A 22,377-nucleotide genomic window follows, 5' to 3' on the forward strand; every position below is an offset into this window, starting at 1 on the left:
TTACTAAATTGCCCCTGTACTCACGGCAGCCGCTTTATCAGCCTGCGGGCGCCTCTCGTCCAGCATTCCTTTGTCGAGAATAAAGCGAATAATCTCTTCAAGGCCTACCCCGTTATACAAGTTGGTAAATACGAAGGGCCGTTCGCCACGCATTTTCTTGGAATCGCGCTCCATCACGTCTAGTGAAGCGTGAACATACTCGGCGATATCGATCTTGTTGATAATCAGCAGGTCTGACTTGGTGATGCCTGGCCCACCCTTGCGGGGGATTTTATCGCCAGCGGATACGTCGATAACGTAAAGCGTCAGGTCGGAAAGCTCGGGGCTGAAGGTGGCCGATAGGTTGTCACCACCTGATTCGACCATCACAAGCTCCAGCTTCGGGTGGCGCGCCTGCAGCTCGTCGATGGCGGCCAGGTTCATCGAGGCATCTTCACGAATCGCGGTATGCGGGCAGCCGCCGGTCTCTACGCCTAGGATACGATCCGCCGGGAGGGCATCGTGCTTGAGCAGAAAATCGGCGTCTTCGCGGGTATAGATATCGTTGGTGACCACGGCGATATCGTAGTAGTCACGAAGCGCTAAACAGAGTTGCTTGAGCAGCGCAGTTTTGCCGGAGCCTACTGGGCCGCCCACGCCAACGCGTAAACAGTGAGTCATCGTTCTCTCCTCGTTAACTTCTAAGCGATTCAATATCTAAGCTATTTAACTTCTAAACAGGCGTGAATATTGGGTTTCGTGTAGCGCACTTGCCAGTGCTAGGCTGGGCAGTACCGGGCCTAGCTCGTCATCTTCTAGCGTTAGCGCTTGGTTAACGGCATCCACCAAGGCTGGGCGCAGTTGCTCAATCACCCGCTGAGCAGCGGTATGGCCTAGCGGCAAGGCTTTACAGGCCACCGCCAGTTGGTTCTCTAACCACGCCCAGGCAAAGCCCAGCAGGGTTTGGCGTACGGACACGCCACGCAAGTAAGCCGTGTAGGCAAACAGTGTCACATAGCCTGCCTGAGGCGGGAGCAAAGGCGTTAGTAAGTCTTCACTTGGCAGTTGCTGATCTCTTGGCAATAAATCCAAGCTGCCCAGCAAGCGTTTAAGCGAGGCGCCCAAGCGGCTGTCTTCAGCGGCCAGCTCGGCGGTTTCCCGGGTGGCGGCCAGCCACTCATCCCATGTAGCGATTGATTGACTATCCGCTTGGTCGAACGCTTCATGCAGCCGCGCCAGCACGGGCAGCTCGCAGCGGGTCAGGCCATCTTCCAGTACACCGCTTAACCACTCAGCAAGACTCGTTTCATCGCGTACCCAGTCCAGCTCGAAAGCGCTCTCCAGCCCTTGGGAAAAGGCAAAGGCGCCGATGGGCAACGCGGGACTTACCAGTTGCAACAGCCCCAACAGCGCCAGCTCGTCGTTTTGTCTTTCTAACGCGGTAAGCTCAGTGTGCATGGTGATGCTCATGCGAGTGGTCGTGGTCGTGTGAATGATCGTGCGAATGGGCATGACCGTGGGAATGCGAATGCCCGCCGCCCACTTGGTTATAAGCGCCCGGCTCCGGGTCGAAGGTGGCGTTGTGATGCTCCAGCTCGGCGCCTAGCAGCTCGGCGAGTTCTTCCAGCACGTGGTCTGGTGGGAAGCGCACCCAGCCGCCCTTTTCATCTTCACCTAGCGCCAGCTGTACGTGGCGATTGCCTAGGTGGTAGGCCAGCCGCGCCAGCGGTAAGCCAGCACTCACTCGCGCGGTAACTACCGGTTCTACGGCGGCACAGACACGCACGACTTCGCCGCTTTCGGCTTTCAGGCCTTCACCGCTGCGCAGCACCGGGCCGCGATCAAGAAACAATCCCAGCTCGCGGCCGCCATCGCTCTTGGTTTTTAAGCGCCCACGAATGCGCAGCTCGAAGGGCAGCGTCAGCGTGTCGCTGGCTGCGCTTTCCGCCACTGGTCCTAAACGTTCTATCAGTTTTAGCATGAGGACTCCTTAGAACAAATGATAGCGCTGGGCCAGCGGCAGTTCGGTGGCGGGCTCGCAGGTTAAAATTTCACCATCGCAGCGCACTTCGTAGGTTTGCGGGTCGACGGTCAAATCGGGACAGGCATCGTTTAGCTTCATATCCTGCTTGCGTACTTGGCGTACGTTTTTGCATGCCGCCAATTCGCTATTAAGCCCCAGGGTCTCTTTAATGCCTGCATCCAACGCGGCTTGGCTGACAAAACTGAGCCGGGTTTGGCTCGCGGCGCGGCCAAAGGCGCCAAACATGTAGCGGTAGTGGACCGGCTGCGGCGTGGGAATCGAAGCATTGGGGTCGCCCATAGGCGCTGCTGCAATCATGCCGCCCTTGATCATCATTGATGGCTTCACGCCAAAGAAGGCCGGTTTCCATAGCACTAGATCCGCCAGCTTACCGACTTCGATGGAGCCCACTTCGTGGGCGATACCGTGAGTGATCGCCGGATTAATGGTGTACTTGGCGATATAGCGCTTGGCGCGCAGGTTATCGGCACCCAGTGCTTCATCTTCCGGCAGCAGGCCACGTTGCACCTTCATCTTATGCGCCGTTTGCCAGGTGCGGCAGACCACTTCACCGACCCGCCCCATGGCCTGGGAGTCCGAGGCGATCATCGAGATCACGCCCAGGTCATGGAGGATATCCTCGGCGGCGATAGTTTCGCGGCGAATGCGCGAGTCTGCGAAGGCCACGTCTTCGGGGATATTGGGGTCGAGGTGGTGGCACACCATCAGCATATCGAGGTGTTCGTCGATGGTATTGACCGTGTAGGGCCGTGTCGGATTGGTGGACGACGGCAATACGTAGGCCTTCGAGCAGGCAGTAAGGATATCCGGCGCGTGGCCGCCGCCTGCGCCTTCGGTGTGGTAGGTGTGAATGCAGCGCTCTTTGAATGCGGCCAGAGTGTCTTCCACAAAGCCTGATTCATTTAGGGTATCGGTGTGGATCGCCACCTGCACATCGTAGGCATCGGCGACGTTCAGGCAGTTGTTGATTGAGGCGGGCGTAGTGCCCCAATCTTCGTGCAATTTGAGCCCCATGGCGCCTGCTTGGAGCTGAAGCTCCAGGGATTCGGGCAGGCTGGCGTTGCCCTTGCCCAGAAAGCCGATGTTCATCGGCATATCGTCCACTGCCTGGAGCATTTTGCCGATATGCCAGGGGCCGGGGGTGCAGGTGGTGGCGTTGGTGCCGGTGGCTGGGCCGGTGCCGCCGCCGAGCATGGTGGTCACGCCGCTCATCAGCGCTTCTTCGACCTGCTGGGGGCAGATAAAGTGGATGTGGGAATCGATGCCGCCTGCGGTCAGTATTTTGCCTTCGCCGGAAATGATTTCGGTGCCGGGACCAATGACGATCTCGACATCAGGCTGTACGTCAGGATTGCCTGCCTTGCCAATCGCGGCGATGCGGCCATTCTGAATGCCCACATCGGCTTTGACGATGCCCCACCAGTCCAGAATCAGAGCGTTGGTGATCACCGTATCCATCACCGCGTCATCGGCACGCTGGCTTTGGCCCATGCCGTCGCGGATCACTTTGCCGCCGCCGAACTTCACTTCATCGCCGTAGTGGGTGGCGTCTTTCTCGACTTCGATCCAAAGCTCAGTATCGCCCAGGCGCACGCGGTCGCCCACCGTGGGGCCATACATGTCGGCGTAGGCTTGCCGGCTGATCTTGTTGGCAGGCTTCATGACAGACCTCCCGCTTCGCCTGGTTTTTGTTCATTTCGCGCGGCATCGGGCGCGTTAGAGAGTAGCGCGCCCATGACATCGCCGCGGAAACCGTAAATTTCGCGCTTACCAACATAGGGAATCAGCGTGACCTCACGGGTTTGGCCAGGCTCAAAGCGAATCGCCGTACCGGCGGCTACATCCAAGCGAAAGCCTCGTGTTTTGTCGCGATCAAACATCAGCGCCGGGTTGGCTTCGGCGAAGTGGTAGTGGGAGCCAATCTGAATGGGGCGATCGCCGGTATTGGCCACTTCAACGCTAATTCGCTCACGCCCCACGCACAGTTCGATATCACCCTCTTTTAATTGGTACTCACCGGGAATCATCAGGCGCTCTCCTGGTTGCTGAAAACTAGTTGATAGGTGTGTGGACAGTGACCAGCTTGGTGCCGTCAGGGAAGGTGGCTTCCACCTGCACCTCGTCGACCATTTCAGCCACGCCTTCCATCACATCGTCACGGCTAAGAATCTCGCGGCCGTAGCTCATCAAATCGGCCACACTGCGGCCATCCCGGGCACCTTCCATAATCTCGAAGCTGATCAGCGCCACCGCTTCGGGGTAGTTGAGCTTTAAACCACGCGCCTTACGACGCTCCGCCAGTTGAGCAGCAGAGAACAGCAGCAGCTTGTCTTTATCTCTTGGGGTTAATTCCATGGGGCGTCTCTCCAGAGTGATACCAAATTAGGTTAGCCAAATACGCGGCGTATGGGCTTCTCGCTCGATCCACCGAGGGCGCAGTAGCTGCCAGGCCTGTTCGCATAAAGCCCAGGCTTCATTACGTGAGTTGCCCAAATAGCGCAGCAGCAGGACACCGTGGCGGACGGTCACCGCCCAGCGCGGGTTATCCGGCAGCGCTTCACGTAGGGCCTCGATAGCCGCAGGCGCATCGACAATGCCTACCGTCCAGAGCGTGGCCTGCACCGTGGCGCCGCCCTGCCCCCAGCGCCCAGCAAAGCGTGGGTGAAGTGGGTCTAACGGTTGGCGCTCTAACCACAGCGGCTTGCCGTCCAAGGTTAAGCGGAAGTGTTGCTCAATGCGGCCTGAAAGGTAGGGTAAATCGCTCGCCGGGCGCCCCAGCGCCATCACTTCCCAGCCCAGACAGCGGGCACTGCCATGCAGCTCGATATGGGTGCGCTGCTCGCCTTTCGAGCCATCGAAGGCGATAGTCTCCTGGGGCAACCACTCCAGCGTGGCGCCATTCTCAACGCTTAATCGAGTGTGCTGAGTCCATGCCACGCCCTGGCTGTCGGCTTTGTAGAGTTTATTGGCGGCAGGCGTTGTAAGTAGCGCATGGGCACCGCCCTCGACATGAGCGCTAACAGTGAGCGCATCGCCGCTCACCAGCCCGCCTGGTGGGTGAAGCACGTACACATGGCACGCCTCACTCCGGCCTTCCGGGTAAAACGGCCGTTGCACCCGCAGCGGGCCCTGGTGGCGCGCCTGTACCATGCGGGTAACGCCGTCGCGCGGGGCAAAACGCAGGTCCAACGAAGCCGCCCAGTGGCGGCCTTGATCAAAGCGGTGGCCAGAGGCAAGGGGAGATTTTGCGATATCGCATTGCATCATAATTAGCTATCGCTTCCTTTCAGTAAGCCGTTAGCTAAGCAGTGCAATTAATGCGCCAAAATGGTGAAAGACTAAGTTCTGCGACCGTTATACAGAGTCAAGATACTGAGAGTGGTCCGTATTACTCTTTTGAAGCACCAAAATAGAGCAATATGAAAGCAGCTTGCACCACAAGGTAGCGCTTAAAAGCTCCACCTTTGTGATGTCATAAAGAGCTGTCATTAATTAAAATAGAAGCAAAGTAAATAATAGGAATAAATAATAGGAAAGAGTGCAGACCCTAATCGACAATCCCCATACTTGATTGACAATTAAAGCACTCGCCGGGCTTAACCCATTTGCACCACGACTCGGTCACGACCACTGCGTTTCGCTTGGTAAAGGGCTTGGTCAGCCCGCTGCATAGAGCGCTGGTAGTCAGGATAGCCATCGTGCATAGTGACTCCTACACTAACAGTCACCTTAATTAACGTATCTGCTGCGGCAAGCATTGGCTCTTTTGCTACCGTTTGGCGCAGGCGTTCAGCAAATAGCCGACTACCGTCTTGGTCGGTATCAACCAGTATGATCAGGAATTCTTCACCTCCCATCCGGAATACATAATCTCCCCCTCGAGTGGAACGGTCTAAGATACTAGCTACCTGTTGAAGTACGTTGTCACCGGCATCATGACCATAGTTATCATTGATCGACTTAAAATGATCGATATCAACCATGAGCAACGCAAAGCACTTCTCAGAGTGGCGCGCTAGTTCAATTTCTCTACTAAGCACCACGGATAGAAACTTGCGGTTAAGTAACCGGGTCAAACTATCGCGTCCAGCTTCTAAACTGGAGGCACGCTTCAGCACGTCTTCCAACAGCATTAATATAGTTCGTGTTGCATCACGAATATTACTTAATGCTTTCATTGATTCGGTTGTCGTGCTGTGGGCCAAGGCGTCTAACCATTCGTTATCGACTTGATGAATATTCCTTGAGATAGTAGTAATTTCTGGTGCACCCTCAAATGCGTGACAGGCTTTATGGAAATACCATAAACCAAACTCAGAATTGGCAAGCTTAGGAAGTTGACTAACGTTCTGCTGCACTGCAACCGAAAACATCAACGCATTTTCCCAACTTAGCAATGCTGATCGCTGACGTTCACGCTCGTCTCCGATATTTTGGGTCAAGGAAAAGAGCTTATAAGCTTCTTCTGTGCGCGCGTTACGGTCGCTGGCTACAGAGTAAGCGTGACTCATAATCTCCATGCCCATATCGATGTGATCGGATACATAAACCGAGGCATCACCTGGCGATAGAGGGCTTTTAAAAGAGGCATTGATCTGCTCATAAAGTGCCTGCTTAAGTTGCCTTGCTCCGCTAAGTACCAGGTTCACAGGAATGTCGATGCGGGCGTGCACTTGCCCCACTTTTTCCTGTAGATCAACAAGGGCTTCAAAGTCCGCATGTTCCACTGAAAACATCGCGCTTAACCAACGGCGCATAGAGGGGTTCAAGCGCTGCTGAACTTGGTCGTTGGAGAGAAATAACGATGCATGGGGATCTTCCATCATTACCGAATAGAAACGATCGGCAAAGGTGTGACATTGAGATTCCACCAGCGTTTCTACTGCTTGACGCATCGGCTTAGGGGTGCGTTCTAAAAGCGCTTGCCACTCAGCAGCAAGCTGGTCTTTATCTTTATGACGCATATACACCCCACCCGGTTTTTTTAGAATTAAGCGTGGCATATTACACGTAAACGAAAACCTTCAACACGCACACAGAAAGCTTTTTTTAACTAGGTATAACACCTTGTTACGTATTAATAACGTCTTTGAGAACGACGAGCTAATGCCTAGTGCACCGTAGCTCACTTCCTTATGAACCACGATTTTTTACTATTTAAACCGTCAAGTGCTGCTTGATTAGCTCGTTAGAGAGTTCGCTGATATCGCCTTTGGCGACTGGTCGTCCGCGATCCATGATCACGAAACAGTCGGCGTATTTGCGGGCAAAAGGCAGCTTCTGCTCCACCAATAGTACGGTTAAACCATCCTCATCGATCAACTGACGAATCACTTGGCCAATTTGAGCGACGATATTGGGCTGAATGCCCTCCCCTGGTTCGTCCAAAATCAGCAGTTTGGGTTCGATGACCAGCGCGCGACCAATCGCCAACTGCTGCTGTTGCCCGCCGGAGAGGTCACCGCCACGGCGGTTTTTCATCTCCTTAAGCACGGGAAACAGCTCGTAGACCCGCTCGGGAATCTTTTTCAGCCCATCGCTTCGGGCGGCTAGGCCGGTGCGCAGGTTCTCCTCTACGGTCAGCAGCGGAAATATCTGCCTCCCTTGAGGCACGTAGCCAATCCCCAACCGCGAGCGCGCTTCAATGGCTTTTTTAGTCAGTTGGATCTCGCCTTCCTCGCTGGCGTAGCGTAGCTCACCGCTTTTGACCGCCACCTCCCCATTACAATTTTCAGCAGCGTGGTTTTACCCAAGCCGTTGCGGTCCATCACGCAGGTGCACTGGCCTGCAGGCATATCAAGATCCAGATACCAATAGCTCCCATCTGTCACTAGCCGTCAAAACGTGTCAATTGGCCGCACAATTCTCACGCTTTCATAAGGAAATTTCAGCTAAAATTCCGAAGCAATCTATATAAAAAACAGAACACGGCCCACAAAGCGTATCGAGTAAATGCAACTATCACGTTCAATAGCGACTCTTTGGTATCGCATAGCGCTTTATATGGCGTTTGTAGCGATGCATCTGCTATTGACGGGGCCGCTGATTTCACAATACCAGTCCGGTGGGCAGCATCACGCTAACCAGGAAGCTAGTCATCACGCAAGCCATCAAGGCGACTACCACTCGCATACCGCCACTCAAACAAGCCACCATCATCATGCAGGTCATGCTAAATCAGTAGAACCGATCTTCAATTGGTTTCACCAATGTGGCTACTGCACCGTCTGGCAACAGTTTCCAACGGCTCATACCTTTCTTCCCGCGATCAGCCTGCAAGCGTTTATCACGCACGACCAACTGCTGACGCAGCCGACACAGGCTATGCAGTCCTGTGATAACTACCCCCACGCGCTAACGCGAGCACCGCCCTTTTTTCGACGTGTATAACGCCACATCGTCAGCCCTTTCAGCCTGAAGCTCGCTTCTGGCTGGCGGCTGTCTATATCAAAAAAAGGGATCATCATGTCACACTCAACTATTGTGCATGGCGTCGTCGCGCCTGCCCGGTTAAAAAACTGTTTTCAACGACACGCACTGACATTAAGCATCGCCGCGGCATCAAGCTTGACTGTTCAAGGCGCATGGGCTCAGTCATCCACCACTCACCACGACCATCATGCGTTAAACACGATGGTCGTGACCGCTGTACCGCTTAGTTCACCACTTACGGTAGAAACTGACCCACGCATACCGCGACAACCGGCCCCTGCCAGCGACGGCGCCGACTATCTTCAGACCATTCCGGGGTTCTCTGCCATTCGTAACGGCGGCACTAACGGTGACCCGGTTTTCCGTGGCATGTTTGGCTCACGTCTTCGCGTGCTGACCAATGGCAGCCAAATGCTAGGCGCCTGCCCGGCGCGAATGGATGCGCCTACGTCTTATATCTCACCTGAAAATTACGACAGCCTCACCGTCACCAAAGGTCCGCAGTCCGTTCTGTGGGGCCCCGGCGCTTCAGCGGCAACAGTGCGCTTTGACCGCGGCCCGGAGGAGTTCGATGGAGCTGGCGTACGTTTGGATGGCAGCGTCATGCTGGGTACCTATGGGCGCTTTGATCGCCGTATTGATGCCGCTGTGGGCAATAAAGACGGCTACCTGCGCATTACCGGTAACCAATCCGAAGCCAATGACTATCAGGGTGGCGATGGCAACGCCGTGCCCTCGTTATGGGATAAGTGGAACGGTGACGTAGCGCTTGGCTGGACACCCGACGACGATACCTGGCTTGAAGTCACCGCAGGCCGAGGAGACGGCGAAGCGCGCTATGCAGGGCGTGGCATGGATGGCAGTAAGTTTCTCCGCGAAACCGTGGGCATCCGTTTCCGGCGCGAGAATTTAGGTGAACACTGGAAACGTCTGGAAATGCAGGCCAACTATGCCTATGCCGACCATATTATGGATAACTTCACGCTACGTTCACCGGGCAGCATGGATATGGGTGGCGGCATGGACATGGGTGGCGGCATGGACATGGGCGGCGGCATGGACATGGGTGGCGGCATGGATATGAGTGACGGCATGGCCATGCGGCTAGACCGTCGTACTAGGAGCGCCCGTGTCGCGTCAACGTGGGAATGGAAAAATACCACGTGGATCGCCGGTGTCGACGTTGAACATCAAGTGCACCGCAACCTGGATAGCGAGCGCTGGCAGCCCGATTACGAGCAGACCCAGTTCGGCGCCTTCAGCGAGGTCACCCGTTATATCGGTGAACGTGACCGTCTTATTGGCGGTGCCCGCGTAGACCGCTATCGCGTCAGTGACGAGAATCTGGATACGGCGACCGCAGGCCTTACCCGCCGTGACACCCTGCCCAGCGCCTTTGTCCGCTACGAGCAAGATTTAGCCTCAGCGCCGATCACCTGGTATGCCGGTATTGGGCATGTGGAGCGCTTCCCCGACTACTGGGAACTGAGTTCCAGCCAAGCAGGCCCGGCCGGTAGTTTGAACGCCTTCGACGGGGTTCAAGCCGAAAAAACCACCCAGCTGGATATCGGCGCGCAATACAACGAGCAGCGCTTAAGCGCATGGGTGTCCGGATATGCTGGGTATGTTAACGATTTTATCTTGTTTGATTACAACACCGCGGGCATGGGCGGTACTCAAATCGATAATATCGACGCTCAGATTGCGGGTGCCGAAGTGGGCGCCAGCTATCAACTGACCGACAACTGGGTAAGCAACGCCTCGCTGGCCTATGCCTGGGGACGTAATGCCGACGACGATGAGGCATTACCTCAAATTCCCCCGCTAGAAGCCAATGTAGGTCTGACCTATGCACGCAATGCTTACTCCGTGGGTGGCCTATGGCGTGGCGTTGCAGCACAAAACCGCACAGCCCTAGAAAAAGGCAATGTCGTCGGCCAAGACTTGGAATCGTCCTCAGGTTTCGGGGTGTTCTCGCTCAATGGCACGTATCAAGCGAGCAACCACCTAACGCTAAGCGTGGGTGTGGATAACGTTTTCGACACCACGTACACCGAGCACTTAAACCTGGCAGGTAATGCGGCCTTTGGCTATCCCGCTGATTTGGATCGCGGTATTAACGAGCCTGGCCGAATGGTGTGGGCACGAGCCGATTTCAGCTTCTAATTCACTCAGGTGCTCAATAGAGCACCTATTTGCCCTTATTGATTAGCCGCCAGGCTAGATGCCTGGTGGCTTGGAGAGACTGCATGTCGACTGCATCACCCCCACAAGAAGGTAAGCGCAAGACCTTCGATCTGTATCGCGCCGTTTGGCGCTGGCATTTTTACGCTGGCCTGTTGGTGCTGCCGTTTATGATTACCCTGGCGATCACCGGCGGGCTGTATCTGTTCAAGGACGCACTGGATGCACTGATACACGCCGATATGAAACGCGTGGCCGTTCAAGAGGCAACGCAACCGCCCTCTTCGCTGGTCAGCGCGGCCCTGACGGCTCACCCAGGCACCGCTGTAAAATTCACCGACCCCGCTACCCCGAAAAGCTCCGCAGAGATCACAGTTAACACAGCGGAGGGCGAGCGGTTAGCGGTTTACGTTAATCCTTATACGGCTAATGTACTGGGAGCACTGGATGACCGTGGCACAGTGATGTGGACCGTTCGCTATTTACACAGCTTGAAATACTTTGGCCCAACGGCGCGCAAACTGATTGAAATCGCTGGCGGCTGGTCGATTCTACTGGTGCTCACCGGTATCTACCTGTGGTGGCCACGGCGTAAAGGCACCGACGGCGTGGTCAGCGTACGCGGCAAGCCCAAAAAACGCGTGTTCTGGCGCGACTTGCATGCGGTAACAGGCATTTTCGTGGGCGGGTTTATCGTTTTTCTGGCGATTACCGGCATGCCCTGGTCCGGCGTGTGGGGCGCGCAGGTTAATCAGTGGGCGAATGGTAACAACTTCGGCTACCCATCCGGCGTGCGGGTGGAAGTGCCGATGTCGAATGTTCGTTTGAACGAGCAAAGTCCGACAAGCTGGTCCATGGAGCAAGCGCAGTTGCCTGAATCGGCCACCCCACCAGCGTCAGCGGAGCGCCTGAGTATCGACCAAGCGGTTGCCACCTTCGATGAGCTGGGGCTGCACCAAGGTTATTCGGTTAGCCTGCCTACCAGCGATACCGGCGTATATACCGGCTCAATCTACCCCAACGACCTCAGTCAGCAGCGCGTGGTACATCTGGATCAGTACAGCGGCGAGCCCTTACTGGATATGAGCTACGCCGATTACGGCCCGCTGGGGCGCTGGCTAGAGTTTGGTATCAACGTGCATATGGGCCAGCAGTTCGGCCTAGCCAATCAGCTATTCTTTTTGGCGGTGTGTATCGCCATCATCCTGCTCTGTGTTTCCGCCGGGGCCATGTGGTGGAAGCGCCGTCCTCAGGGCAAAATGGGCGTGCCACCATTGCCGACAGATAAACGGGTCTTCCGCGGCTTGATAGCCATTCTGGCACTAGGTGGCCTCCTGTTCCCGCTGGTAGGCGCTTCACTCATCGCCATGCTGGCCATCGACTGGCTGCTTATCCGCCCACGCCAGGAACGGCGTTTAAATAAGCGGACCACTTAGTCAACCGCCCGGCGTGTAAAAGCGTCGGGCGGTATCATCTCCCAAACCACGCTCTACTTAACGATGCATAACGCCGGTTCGCTATTCGCTTGACACTTTACCCTTCATGCAAGAAACTTAGCCATGGCTATACTTCTTACTCAACGCAAAAAATCGTGGTGCAACCTAGGCTAATACTCACTTAACGTTGGGAGTTTAATCATGGCGACAAGATATGCAGTGACACTATTGGGACTACTGCCGCTCGCAGCATCGGTATCCGCTAATGACGAACCACTAAATGTCGTGGCCACCATCGGCATGATTGCCGACGTCGCTCAAGAGGTCGGCGGCGAGTGTGTCAATGTTAACGCCATGATGGGCCCAGGCGTAGACCCCCACCTCTACCAGGCGAGCGCCAACGATGTAGCGATGCTGCGGGGCGCCGAGCAGATACTCTATTCGGGCTACTCGCTGGAGGGCCAACTGGGGAACGTGTTGGAAAATTTCTCGGCACGAACCCCCACGCTGGCTGTTTCGCCGACATCCATCGACCCTGGCGACTTGATTACCGCGCAGGATGTCTACGGGATCGACCCACACCTGTGGATGGATGTCTCGCTCTGGGCACAGACGCTACCCGCCTTAAGCGAGGCGTTCAGTGAAGCACGCCCTGAGTGCGCCGATGCGATTGCGGCCAATACCGAGCGCTATCAGGCTGACCTGCTGGCTCTGCATGACTGGGTCACCGAGAGTATCGCCAGCATTCCGGAAGAGCAGCGTATTCTGGTCACCGCTCACGATGCCTTCAATTACTTTGGCCGTGCCTACGACATCGACGTTGAAGGTATCCAGGGGATCAGCACCGAAACCGAAACGGGCATCGCCGACATTCGCAGTATGGCGGATAGTGTTGTCTCGCGAAACGTGCCAGCGGTCTTTATCGAGAGTACGATTAACCCGCGCACTATTCAGGCAGTGATTGATGCCGCTGGGCAGCGCGGCCATGATGTGGTGATCGGCGGCGAGCTCTACTCGGACGCCATGGGCGATGCAGGTACGCTCGACGGCACGTACATGGGCATGATCTACCGCAACACCCAACATATTGTCGAGGCGCTGGGCGGTTCGCTAGCACCTTTACCCACGGAACTGGATGATTGGGCGAACGAGTGGCAACTCGCTCGCTAAGCATCCGATAAGGCAGCACTATAAATGGCCACACCTGGCAATACTGACGCGGCACTCAGCATCCGCAATCTGACGGTCAGTTACCATAACCAGCCCGTGCTCTGGGACATTGACCTGGACATCCCCGCCGGTGTGATGGCGGGCATTGTCGGCCCTAACGGCGCGGGCAAGAGCACACTGATTAAAAGCTTACTAGGGCTTGTGCCGTCGCTTTCCGGCGAGGTCATGGTGCATGGACGCCCTTACACCACGCAGCGCAAACGAGTGGGTTATGTGCCGCAGCGCTCCAGCGTCGACTGGGACTTTCCCACCACTGCGTTGGATGTGGTCACTATGGGCCTGTATGGACGCCTGGGATGGTTTAGGCGGCCGGGCCGTCAAGAACGCAGTGAGGCGCTGGAAGCACTGGAAATGGTCGGCATGAGCGCTTTCGCTGACCGCCAAATTAGCCAGCTATCCGGCGGTCAACAGCAGCGGGTGTTTCTAGCCCGCGCGCTGGTGCAACAGGCAGATGTCTACTTTCTCGACGAGCCGATGGCCGGTGTCGATGCCACCACCGAACGGGCGATTATTGATATTCTGCGCCGCCTGCGCGATGCGGGTAAAACGCTGATTGTGGTGCACCATGACCTGCAAACGGTGCGTAGCTACTTCGACTGGCTGCTGCTGCTTAACGTACGCGTGGTAGCCAGCGGCCAGGCTGATGACGTATTCAAGCTTGAGCATCTTCGCCAAGCCTATGGCGGCCAGATCGCGCTACTTAACGATAACGATGCACTCATGTTCCCCGCGTCGAAGGTGACATAACGCATGCAGTGGTTCGATCTCCTGTCTGATTACACTTTCCAAAACGTGGTGATTGGCGCGTCCCTATTGGGGCTGATCAGCGGCCCGCTGGGCTGTTTTGCGGTGCTGCGCCGCCAGAGCCTTCTGGGCGACGCCATTTCCCACGCGGCCCTTCCCGGCATCTGTTTAAGCTTTATCATCACCGGCAGCCGCGATATCGGCGGGATTATTATTGGCTCGCTGGCCACCGGCTCGCTGGCCGCGCTGACCATGCTAATGCTGACCCGTATGAGCCGTCTGAAAACCGATGCAGGGTTAGGCGTCTGCCTGAGTATCTTCTTTGCTGTGGGTATCGTGCTGCTAACTTATATTCAAAGCACCAATAACGCCTCCCAGGGGGGGCTGGAAGCCTTTCTCTTCGGCCAAGCCGCCGCCACTTTGCGCTCCGACTTATGGGTCATGGGCGGCATTACGCTAGTCACCTTACTGCTACTCGCCGTTTTCTGGAAACAGGCCAAGCTGGTCACTTTCGATGCCGAGTATGCCCGCACGCTGGGCATGCCCGCGACCGCGATTGAGGCATCGCTTACCGCCATGGTGGCACTGGCCGTGGTCGTCGGCTTGCAGATGGTCGGCGTTATTCTGATGGCAGCCATGATTGTAGCGCCCGCTGCGGCGGCCCGGCAGTGGAGCCGCCACTTGGGCGGCATGCTCGCCATCGCCGCAGGCGTCGGTATTGTCAGCGGCGTCTCGGGGGCAACCATCAGTACGCTATCGCGCGGCCTGGCAACCGGCCCGCTGATCATCTTGACCGCGACCGCCATCGTGCTTACCTCGCTAGCGCTGGCCCCTGGCCGTGGCCTGCTGTGGGGCGCGATAAGGCATTATCGCCAAAAGACAGAACTGCGCAAAAAGCAGCTACTTTATGCGCTGTATAAACATTCGGCAGTGTCTACAGTTTCTCCATCAACATTCAATTCACCCAGGCTGCTCAACAAGCTGAAGCGGCAAGGCTACCTAATGCGCTCCCCGCACAACGCCCCATCACGCAATACCGGCTGGGAGCTAACCGCAAGGGGCCAGGAGGAAGCCAGAAGAGTGGTCGCAGCCTTTGAGGAGCCAGCACCATGATGGCGGAGCTACTCACCACAACCGCCCTGCCAATTATTCTGGTCGGCGCAATGGTAGGCATTGCTTCCTCGGCGGTGGGCACCTTTTTAGTGTTGCGCGGCAACAGCATGCTCTCTGACGCCATCAGCCACTCCATCGTGTTTGGCATCGTGATTGTCTGGCTGCTCACCAAGCAGCAGAGCGGACCGGTGCAACTCGTCGGCGCCGCCCTGACCGGCCTTTTGACCGTCTTTCTGACCGAAGCGCTGGCCAGCACCAAGCGCGTAAAGCAGGACGCCGCCATCGGTCTGGTCTTCCCGGCGCTGTTCTCTATTGGCGTGCTGCTGTTGAATATCTACGCCCACGACGTGCATATCGACACGCACACGGTACTGCTCGGTGAGATCGGTTTTGTCTGGCTGGATACTATTGACCTGTTTGGCCTGCCGATTCCCCAGGCGCTGGTCTCAATGGGTGTGATGACCGTACTGAATTACGGCTTTATCTTTCTATTTTACAAAGAGCTCAAGCTTGCCACCTTCGACCCCTCGCTGGCCAAAACCTTTGGCTTTATGCCGTCGATCCTCTTCTACGTGCTGCTGATGCTAACCAGCTCCACCGCTGTGGCGGCCTTTGATGCGGTGGGCGCGGTGCTGTTCATCGCCTTTGCCATTGTGCCTGCCTCTGCCGCGTATTTGATGACCGACCGGCTATGGATGATGTTTGTCATTGGCGCACTGATCTCCATCGCCTCCAGCATTTCGGGCTACTATCTTGCCGTGCATCTCAACGTCTCCATCGGCGGCATGATGGCCGTGATGACCGGCGTTTTTCTGATACTCGCCTTTTTGGGCGGGCCACGCTATGGCGTGATCACCCAACTGGTCAAACGCCGCCGGGCGCGCCAGGCGCCGGTGGAGCCGCCATCGTTATCTTAGCCGAGCGCCCGCCAAAAGGCGGGCGCTTTGCTGGGTGATGATCAACAGGGTGTGGATAACTCAAACTGTCAGGTGAGTCTTGATCAGTTCATTGGAGAGCTCGCCAATCTCGCCTTTGGCAACCGGTCGGCCACGGTCCATAATCACAAAGCGGTCGGCGTACTTACGGGCGAAAGGCAGTTTCTGCTCCACCAACAGTACGGTTAAACCATCCTCGTTGATCAACTGGCGAATTACCTGACCGATCTGGGCGACGATATTGGGCTGAATGCCCTCCCCCGGCTCATCGAGAATCAGCAGTTTGGGCTCAATCACTAACGCACGGCCAATCGACAACTGCTGCTGTTGCCCTCCGGATAAATCACCGCCACGGCGGTGATTCATCTCTTTAAGCACCGGGAACAGCTCATAGACCCGCTCGGGAATCTTTTTCAGCCCATCGCTGCGGGCGGCTAGGCCAGTGCGCAGGTTCTCCTCCACGGTCAGCAGCGGAAAGATCTGCCGCCCCTGGGGCACGTAGCCAATCCCCAACCGCGAGCGCGCTTCAATGGCTTGTTTTGTCAGTTGGATCTCGCCTGCCTCGCTGGCGTACCGCAGCTCACCGCTTTTGACGGCCACCTCGCCCATCACGGCTTTCAGCAGCGTGGTTTTGCCCACGCCGTTGCGGCCCATCACACAGGTACACTGCCCGGCGGGCACCTCAAGATCCAGATCCCAGAGGGTGTGGCTTTCGCCGTAAAACTGGTTGAGCTTTTCAATGGCTAGCATTAGGCGGCCTCCTCGTCATTGGCACCCAGGTAGACCTCGATCACTTTGGGGTCGTTGGAGACTTGATCCATGCTGCCTTCCGCCAGCACGCTGCCCTGGTGCAACACGGTCACCTGGCGGGCAATGGAGCGCACAAAGCCCATATCATGCTCGACCACGACCACCGATTGCTTACCGGCCAGTCCGGTGAGCAGTTCGGCGGTGCGCTCCATCTCCTGCTCGGTCATGCCCGCCACCGGCTCATCCACCAGCAGCAGACGCGGGCGCTGCATCAACAGCATGCCGATCTCCAGCCACTGCTTCTGGCCGTGGGAAAGAATCCCTGCGGGCTGATGACGCAGTGCCGTCAGGCCGGTGGTTTCCAGCACTTCGTTGATGCGGTCTTTGATCTCGCCGGTCATGCGGGCGGTTAGGGTGGGGAAAATCCGCTTGTCGGCGGCCATGGCCAGTTCCAGGTTTTCAAACACCGAGAGCGCCTCGAAGACTGTCGGCTTTTGAAACTTGCGGCCAATGCCCAGGCTGGCAATATCGGGTTCATTCATGTGCAGCAGGTTATGGCGGCTACCGAACCATACACTGCCGCTGGTGGGGCGGGTTTTGCCGGTGATGATATCCATCATGGTGGTCTTGCCCGCCCCGTTGGGGCCGATAATGCAGCGCAGCTCACCGTCGTTGATGGTTAGGTTGAGGTTATTGATGGCTTTAAAACCATCAAAGCTCACGGTGACGTCTTCCATATACAGAATCGGCCCATGGCGAACGTCCACCGGTGAGGCCTGGGGCGCCATGAAATCGAACACCCGGTCACGCTGGGTCAGCGATTGCAGCAAACTCATGCGGAGGCCTCCTTGGATGTCTGTTGGTGGTCAGGATTGGTCGTTTGATCCTCGCGCTTACGGCGCTTGAGATAACGAAACAGCCCCGCCACCCCTTTGGGCAGAAACACCGTGACCAGTACGAACATCGCGCCCAGGGCAAACAGCCAGGCATCGGGCAACACGCCAGTAAAGATGGTTTTGGCGTAGTTAACCAAAATGGCGCCTATCACCGCGCCATAGAGCGTGGCGCGACCACCCAGCGCTACCCACAGCACAATCTCGATGGAGAAAATCGGCGAGAACTCGCTGGGATTGATAATCCCCACTTGCGGCACGTAAAGCGCCCCTGCCAAGCCCGCCAGCATGGCCGAAACCACAAACACAAACAGTTGAAAGCGCTCGACCCGGTAGCCGAGAAAGCGCGTGCGCGCTTCGGCGTCGCGGGTAGCCACGCTCACCCGACCCAGCTTGCTGGTCACGATCGCACGGCACAGGATATACCCCAGCGCCAGCGCCACGCCGGTGGCCAGGAATAGCCCTAAGCGTGTGGCGTCGCTGCGTAAATCGAAGCCGACGATTTCGCGGAAATCGGTCAGGCCGTTATTGCCGCCAAAGCCCATCTCGTTGCGGAAGAAAGCCAGCATCAAGGCAAAGGTCAGCGCCTGGGTGATGATCGATAGATACACCCCAGTAACCCGTGAGCGAAACGCCAGAAAGCCGAACACCAGTGCCAGCAGCCCCGGTGCCAGCAACACCATGGCAAAGGCAAACCAAGCCATATCGAAGCCGTGCCAAAACCACGGCAGGCTGTCCCAGTTCAGGAACACCATAAAGTCGGGCAGCACCGGGTGGCCGTAGGTGCCACGATCCCCAATCTGGCGCATCAGGTACATGCCCATGGCGTAACCGCCAATGGCAAAAAAGGCGCCGTGGCCGAGGCTTAAAATACCCAGATAGCCCCACACCAAGTCCACCGCCACGGCCAGCAACGCATAACTCAGGTACTTACCGAACAGGTTGACGGTGTAGGCGCCCACATGCAGCGGATTCTCTGGCGGAATCGCCACGTGCAGGATAGTGACCAGCGTCAGCGCGGCGACCAGCACGCCCAAAAAGATCTGTGTCGAGAGCTCGCTGAATGGGCGTGTTAGCCAAAAATTCGTCGATGATTCGGTCGTTAGTGACATCGTTTAGCCCTCCGCAGCCCGGCCCTTCTGCGGGAAGAGTCCACGCGGGCGTTTCTGAATGAATAGGATGATGAAGACCAGCACGATGATCTTGGCCAATACCGCGCCTGCCCAGGGTTCCAGTACTTGGTTGATAACCCCCAGCGACAGCCCAGCCACCAGCGTGCCCCACAGGTTGCCCACGCCGCCAAACACCACCACCATGAAGGAGTCGATGATGTAGTTTTGCCCCAGGTTAGGGCCGACGTTGGTAAGCTGGGAGAGCGCGACACCGGCAAGGCCGGCCACGCCGGAGCCTAGCGCAAAGGTCATGATATCCACGCGGGTCGCGCGAATGCCCATGGAGCGCGCCATGGCGCGGTTTTGGGTCACGGCACGCACCTCAAGCCCCAGCCGTGTGCGGCGCATGATCAGCATCAGGCCTGCAAACACCACCAGCGCAAAGCCGAGCACATACATGCGATTGAGCGTCAGCGACAGCGCATCATTCACCACTAGCGAACCACTCATCCACTCGGGGGTAATGACGGTACGGTTGAGCGGTGAAATCACCGTGCGCACCAGCTGTTGCAGAATCAGGCTGATACCAAAGGTTGCTAGCAGGGTTTCCAGCGGGCGGCCTTTGAGGAACTGAATCACGCCGCGCTCAATCGCCACACCCGCTAAGGCGGCAACCATAAAGCCTGCGGGAATCGATAGAATCAACGCCAAGCCCGGCTGGCCAGGCAGCAGTTGCTGCATTGCCCAGGTGGTGTAGGCGCCCAGCATCATGAGCTCGCCGTGGGCCATGTTGATCACGCCCATGACCCCGAAGGTAATCGCCAAGCCAATGGCGGCTAGCACCAATACCGAGCCAAGGCTCAAACCGAAATAAAGGGTTTCCAGGCCGCGGTTGATCTTGAGCTGCTGCTCGATGCCCGCCAGTGAAGCGGCAGCGGCATTGGCGACGACCGGATCATCACTGTTGGCTGCCCGGCTTAACGCTACACGCGAACGCGGGTGCAGGCTGCCGTCCAGCGCTTCGACCCCGGCCATTTCACCGGCTTCAGCGCGGTAGATCGCCACGGCCTGAGTCAGCCGGTAGCGCACCTGCTCGTCCTCTTCCTGTTCGATCAGATCATCGAGTGTGGGCACCAGCTCACCGTCTACTTCACCTAACAGGCGCTCGGCCGAGGTGCGGCGGCGTTCAACGTTAGGCGAGTAGAGGTCAACTACCGCGATGGCACTGCGCAGTTGATTACGCAGGTTGTTGTTAATGCCGATACGCTCCAGGTCACGGCGGGACATTTCACCCAACGCTTCGCCGGTCAGTACATCGGCTACCGGCCAGTCGCGGCCGCGGTTTTCCAATACCAGTACAAAGCGGCCTTCTTCGGTGCGCTGTAGGCGGCCATCCAGCAGGGCTTGCAGCCAATCACGGGCGCGCTCATCGTCGCTTTGCAAAATCGCGGTAATGGCTTTGCCTTTGGCGGTGTAGGACTCAACGTCCAGTGCTTCTAGCAATTCAAGGGCGGCACTGTTGTTAGCGCCCGCATTATCAGAAACAGAGCTATCAGCGCTACTGGCGGCATCTGTTTGTGCCTGCGCAGTGAGGGTGGCCCCCAACAGCAGGAAGCAGAGCAGCGCCAAGGAAAGGAAACGCCTCATGGGGTTCTTCCTTTGGTTATTTAAAAACGGTTATCTAAGAGGGAAAGATAGCGTGCTCCTTGCCGCGCCAACATCGAACCACGGCGCGACAAGGGGTGTTATGCTTTACTCAGCGAGTGCCGCTTCGGCTTCTTCTGCTGCGGTGCTGCCACCGCACGAGCCGTTCACGACGTTGAAGTTGCCGCATTCCATCGGCTTGCGCCAATCGGCAATCAGGTCACGCGAGCCAGGTAGGTAGTCAGACCAGGCATCGCCCGCCACGGTAGACGGCGTTTGCCACACGATATCGAACTGACCGTTGTCCTGAATTTCACCGATCAACACCGGCTTGGTGATGTGGTGGTTGGGCATCATCGCCGCATAGCCGCCAGAAAGGTTAGGAACGGTCACGCCGATAATGGCGTCTTTAACCGTGTCGACGTCTGTTGTGCCCGCTTTGCGAACCGCTTCGGCCCACATGTTAAAGCCAATGTAGTGCGCTTCCATGGGGTCGTTGGTGACGGCCATATCGTCGCCGGTGTACTCGATCCAGGCATCAATAAAGTCGTAGTTGTCGTCGTTATCGACGCTCATGAAGTAGTTCCAGGCAGCCAGGTGACCCACTAGCGGCGCGGTATCAATACCGGTCAGCTCTTGCTCACCCACCGAGAAGGCGATAACCGGAATATCGGCCGCGTCGATGCCTTGGTTGGAAAGCTCGGTGTAGAACGGCACGTTGGCATCGCCGTTCACGGTCGAGATCACCGCCGTCGGTTTACCCTCTTCACCGAAACGGCGAATTTCTGCCACGATGTTCTGCCAATCGGAGTGACCGAACGGCGTGTAGTTGACCATGATGTCTTCGTCCGCGATGCCGTGCTCATCCTTTAGGTACGCTTCGAGGATACGGTTGGTGGTGCGCGGGTAGACATAGTCGGTACCCACCAGCGCAAAGCGCTCGATACCCACTTGATTGATCAAATACTCAACCGCAGGAATCGCCTGCTGGTTAGGCGCCGCGCCGGTGTAGAAGACGTTTTCAGAAGACTCTTCACCTTCATACTGCACCGGGTAGAACAGCAGGCCGTTAAGTTCCTCTACGACGGGCAGGACGGATTTACGCGATACCGAGGTCCAGTTACCGAAGATGACATCGACCTCTTCCTGGGCTAGCAACTCACGGGCGCGTTCGGCAAATAGCGGCCAGTTGGAGGCAGGATCCACCACCACGGCTTCCAACTGACGGCCCAGCAGGCCACCGGCTTCGTTCTGCTGTTCGATAAGCATTTCAACGGTGTCTTTAAGAACCGTTTCACTGATCGCCATGGTGCCCGAGAGGGAGTGCAGGATACCGACTTTAATCGGGTCATCTTCTTGGGCGATGGCGTGGGTACTGACACCCATGATGGCGGCGGTGAGTAGAGCGGTCGCAAAACGGCCACTTGAAAGGTATGGGCGTGGGTGTGTCGAGCGTTTGAGAGTGTGCATTGTTAATCTCCTTGCACCCCTTATGACTGGGGTTTGTTATGACCGGGGCTTGATGATTGGCTTCGCACTTGGGGGTGCTGTGTTAGCTCCCCAATACGTCCACTAGCCATTAACATCTGCAAGGGATGCGCCAGATTGGCACAAAGTTGCTTTATAGCTCTCTAATCAGCCACTTAATAACCGCCATAAAATCTCAATACTCACTACATGCACCACAATAAAGCGCTTGAACGCTGCTAAAGCACCCTATCAATGCACCTATCAGAACCGTTGCACCAATTAGAACCAGCGCACCCACTAGATACTCGGCCTGTTGGTGTGTAGACCAGCCAACTCACTTTTGCACTGTACATAATAAATGGGGCGCCGGCTTTCATCGGCGCCCCATTGCTTCAGACTGAACTCTTTAAG

The 22,377-nt window shown here is 56.8% G+C and carries 20 protein-coding genes and 1 pseudogene; 7 read left to right on the top strand and 14 right to left on the bottom strand.

What is annotated here, in order from left to right:
- Positions 1–3 precede the first annotated feature (3 nt).
- The 9 genes and pseudogenes from ureG to urtE (ACUVOF_RS18540) all read right to left on the bottom strand — a co-directional run bounded on the left by ureG (position 4) and on the right by urtE (ACUVOF_RS18540) (position 7,854).
- On the bottom strand, positions 4–660 hold the full coding sequence (ureG, locus tag ACUVOF_RS18500) for an urease accessory protein UreG (protein ID WP_447045734.1): 657 nt from the start codon (positions 658–660) through the stop codon (positions 4–6).
- Positions 661–705: 45 nt separating this feature from the next.
- Positions 706–1,437, bottom strand: a complete 732-nt coding sequence (locus tag ACUVOF_RS18505; protein WP_447045735.1) for an urease accessory protein UreF — start codon at positions 1,435–1,437, stop codon at positions 706–708.
- A complete protein-coding gene (ureE, locus tag ACUVOF_RS18510) occupies positions 1,427–1,960 on the bottom strand; it encodes an urease accessory protein UreE (RefSeq protein ID WP_447045736.1) in 534 nt (177 codons plus the stop codon). The genes ACUVOF_RS18505 and ureE overlap by 11 nt, the downstream gene beginning before the upstream one ends.
- Before the next feature lie 9 nt (positions 1,961–1,969).
- Entirely contained in the window at positions 1,970–3,685 is a 1,716-nt protein-coding gene (ureC, locus tag ACUVOF_RS18515) for an urease subunit alpha (RefSeq protein ID WP_447045737.1), read from the bottom strand.
- Positions 3,682–4,050: an urease subunit beta gene (locus ACUVOF_RS18520; protein WP_447045738.1), complete on the bottom strand. Its 369-nt coding sequence runs from the start codon at positions 4,048–4,050 to the stop codon at positions 3,682–3,684. The genes ureC and ACUVOF_RS18520 overlap by 4 nt, the downstream gene beginning before the upstream one ends.
- A 25-nt stretch (positions 4,051–4,075) precedes the next feature.
- Entirely contained in the window at positions 4,076–4,378 is a 303-nt protein-coding gene (gene ureA / locus ACUVOF_RS18525; protein ID WP_066320888.1) for an urease subunit gamma, read from the bottom strand.
- Between the two features lie 27 nt (positions 4,379–4,405).
- Complete coding sequence (locus ACUVOF_RS18530) at positions 4,406–5,290, bottom strand: urease accessory protein UreD (RefSeq protein WP_447045739.1); 885 nt, start codon at positions 5,288–5,290, stop codon at positions 4,406–4,408.
- 329 nt (positions 5,291–5,619) lie between these two features.
- Complete coding sequence (locus tag ACUVOF_RS18535; protein ID WP_447045740.1) at positions 5,620–6,987, bottom strand: diguanylate cyclase; 1,368 nt, start codon at positions 6,985–6,987, stop codon at positions 5,620–5,622.
- A 193-nt stretch (positions 6,988–7,180) separates the two neighbouring features.
- Positions 7,181–7,854, bottom strand: a pseudogene (gene urtE / locus ACUVOF_RS18540) (urea ABC transporter ATP-binding subunit UrtE).
- Positions 7,855–7,975: 121 nt separating this feature from the next.
- On the opposite strand from urtE (ACUVOF_RS18540), the gene ACUVOF_RS18545 reads away from it, so the two are divergent.
- The 7 genes from ACUVOF_RS18545 to ACUVOF_RS18575 all read left to right on the top strand — a co-directional run bounded on the left by ACUVOF_RS18545 (position 7,976) and on the right by ACUVOF_RS18575 (position 16,079).
- Complete coding sequence (locus ACUVOF_RS18545; RefSeq protein ID WP_447045741.1) at positions 7,976–8,413, top strand: DUF2946 domain-containing protein; 438 nt, start codon at positions 7,976–7,978, stop codon at positions 8,411–8,413.
- A gap of 75 nt (positions 8,414–8,488) precedes the next feature.
- A complete protein-coding gene (locus ACUVOF_RS18550; protein ID WP_447045742.1) occupies positions 8,489–10,621 on the top strand; it encodes a TonB-dependent copper receptor in 2,133 nt (710 codons plus the stop codon).
- Positions 10,622–10,704: 83 nt separating this feature from the next.
- Positions 10,705–12,075 carry a PepSY-associated TM helix domain-containing protein gene (locus ACUVOF_RS18555; protein WP_447045743.1) on the top strand — a complete coding sequence of 457 codons (1,371 nt, stop codon included), beginning with the start codon at positions 10,705–10,707 and terminating at the stop codon, positions 12,073–12,075.
- A gap of 201 nt (positions 12,076–12,276) precedes the next feature.
- Positions 12,277–13,245, top strand: a complete 969-nt coding sequence (locus ACUVOF_RS18560; protein ID WP_447045744.1) for a metal ABC transporter solute-binding protein, Zn/Mn family — start codon at positions 12,277–12,279, stop codon at positions 13,243–13,245.
- 24 nt (positions 13,246–13,269) lie between these two features.
- On the top strand, positions 13,270–14,052 hold the full coding sequence (locus ACUVOF_RS18565; protein ID WP_447045745.1) for a metal ABC transporter ATP-binding protein: 783 nt from the start codon (positions 13,270–13,272) through the stop codon (positions 14,050–14,052).
- 3 nt (positions 14,053–14,055) lie between these two features.
- On the top strand, positions 14,056–15,162 hold the full coding sequence (locus tag ACUVOF_RS18570) for an iron chelate uptake ABC transporter family permease subunit (protein ID WP_447045746.1): 1,107 nt from the start codon (positions 14,056–14,058) through the stop codon (positions 15,160–15,162).
- Entirely contained in the window at positions 15,159–16,079 is a 921-nt protein-coding gene (locus ACUVOF_RS18575; RefSeq protein ID WP_447045747.1) for a metal ABC transporter permease, read from the top strand. Before ACUVOF_RS18570 ends, ACUVOF_RS18575 begins: the two co-directional genes overlap by 4 nt.
- A gap of 60 nt (positions 16,080–16,139) precedes the next feature.
- On the opposite strand, the gene urtE (ACUVOF_RS18580) is transcribed toward ACUVOF_RS18575, so the two are convergent.
- From urtE (ACUVOF_RS18580) to urtA, 5 genes are all read right to left on the bottom strand, one after another.
- Positions 16,140–16,847: an urea ABC transporter ATP-binding subunit UrtE gene (gene urtE / locus ACUVOF_RS18580; RefSeq protein WP_447045748.1), complete on the bottom strand. Its 708-nt coding sequence runs from the start codon at positions 16,845–16,847 to the stop codon at positions 16,140–16,142.
- Positions 16,847–17,683 (bottom strand): urea ABC transporter ATP-binding protein UrtD, encoded by an 837-nt coding sequence (gene urtD, locus ACUVOF_RS18585; protein WP_447045749.1) that lies wholly within the window; start codon positions 17,681–17,683, stop codon positions 16,847–16,849. The genes urtE (ACUVOF_RS18580) and urtD overlap by 1 nt, the downstream gene beginning before the upstream one ends.
- Positions 17,680–18,852, bottom strand: a complete 1,173-nt coding sequence (urtC, locus tag ACUVOF_RS18590; protein ID WP_447045750.1) for an urea ABC transporter permease subunit UrtC — start codon at positions 18,850–18,852, stop codon at positions 17,680–17,682. Before urtC ends, urtD begins: the two co-directional genes overlap by 4 nt.
- A gap of 3 nt (positions 18,853–18,855) precedes the next feature.
- Entirely contained in the window at positions 18,856–20,499 is a 1,644-nt protein-coding gene (urtB, locus tag ACUVOF_RS18595; protein ID WP_447045751.1) for an urea ABC transporter permease subunit UrtB, read from the bottom strand.
- Positions 20,500–20,604: 105 nt separating this feature from the next.
- On the bottom strand, positions 20,605–21,966 hold the full coding sequence (gene urtA, locus ACUVOF_RS18600) for an urea ABC transporter substrate-binding protein (protein WP_447045752.1): 1,362 nt from the start codon (positions 21,964–21,966) through the stop codon (positions 20,605–20,607).
- Between the last annotated feature and the right edge of the window lie 411 nt (positions 21,967–22,377).

The organism is Vreelandella sp. H-I2, assembly GCF_052959335.1.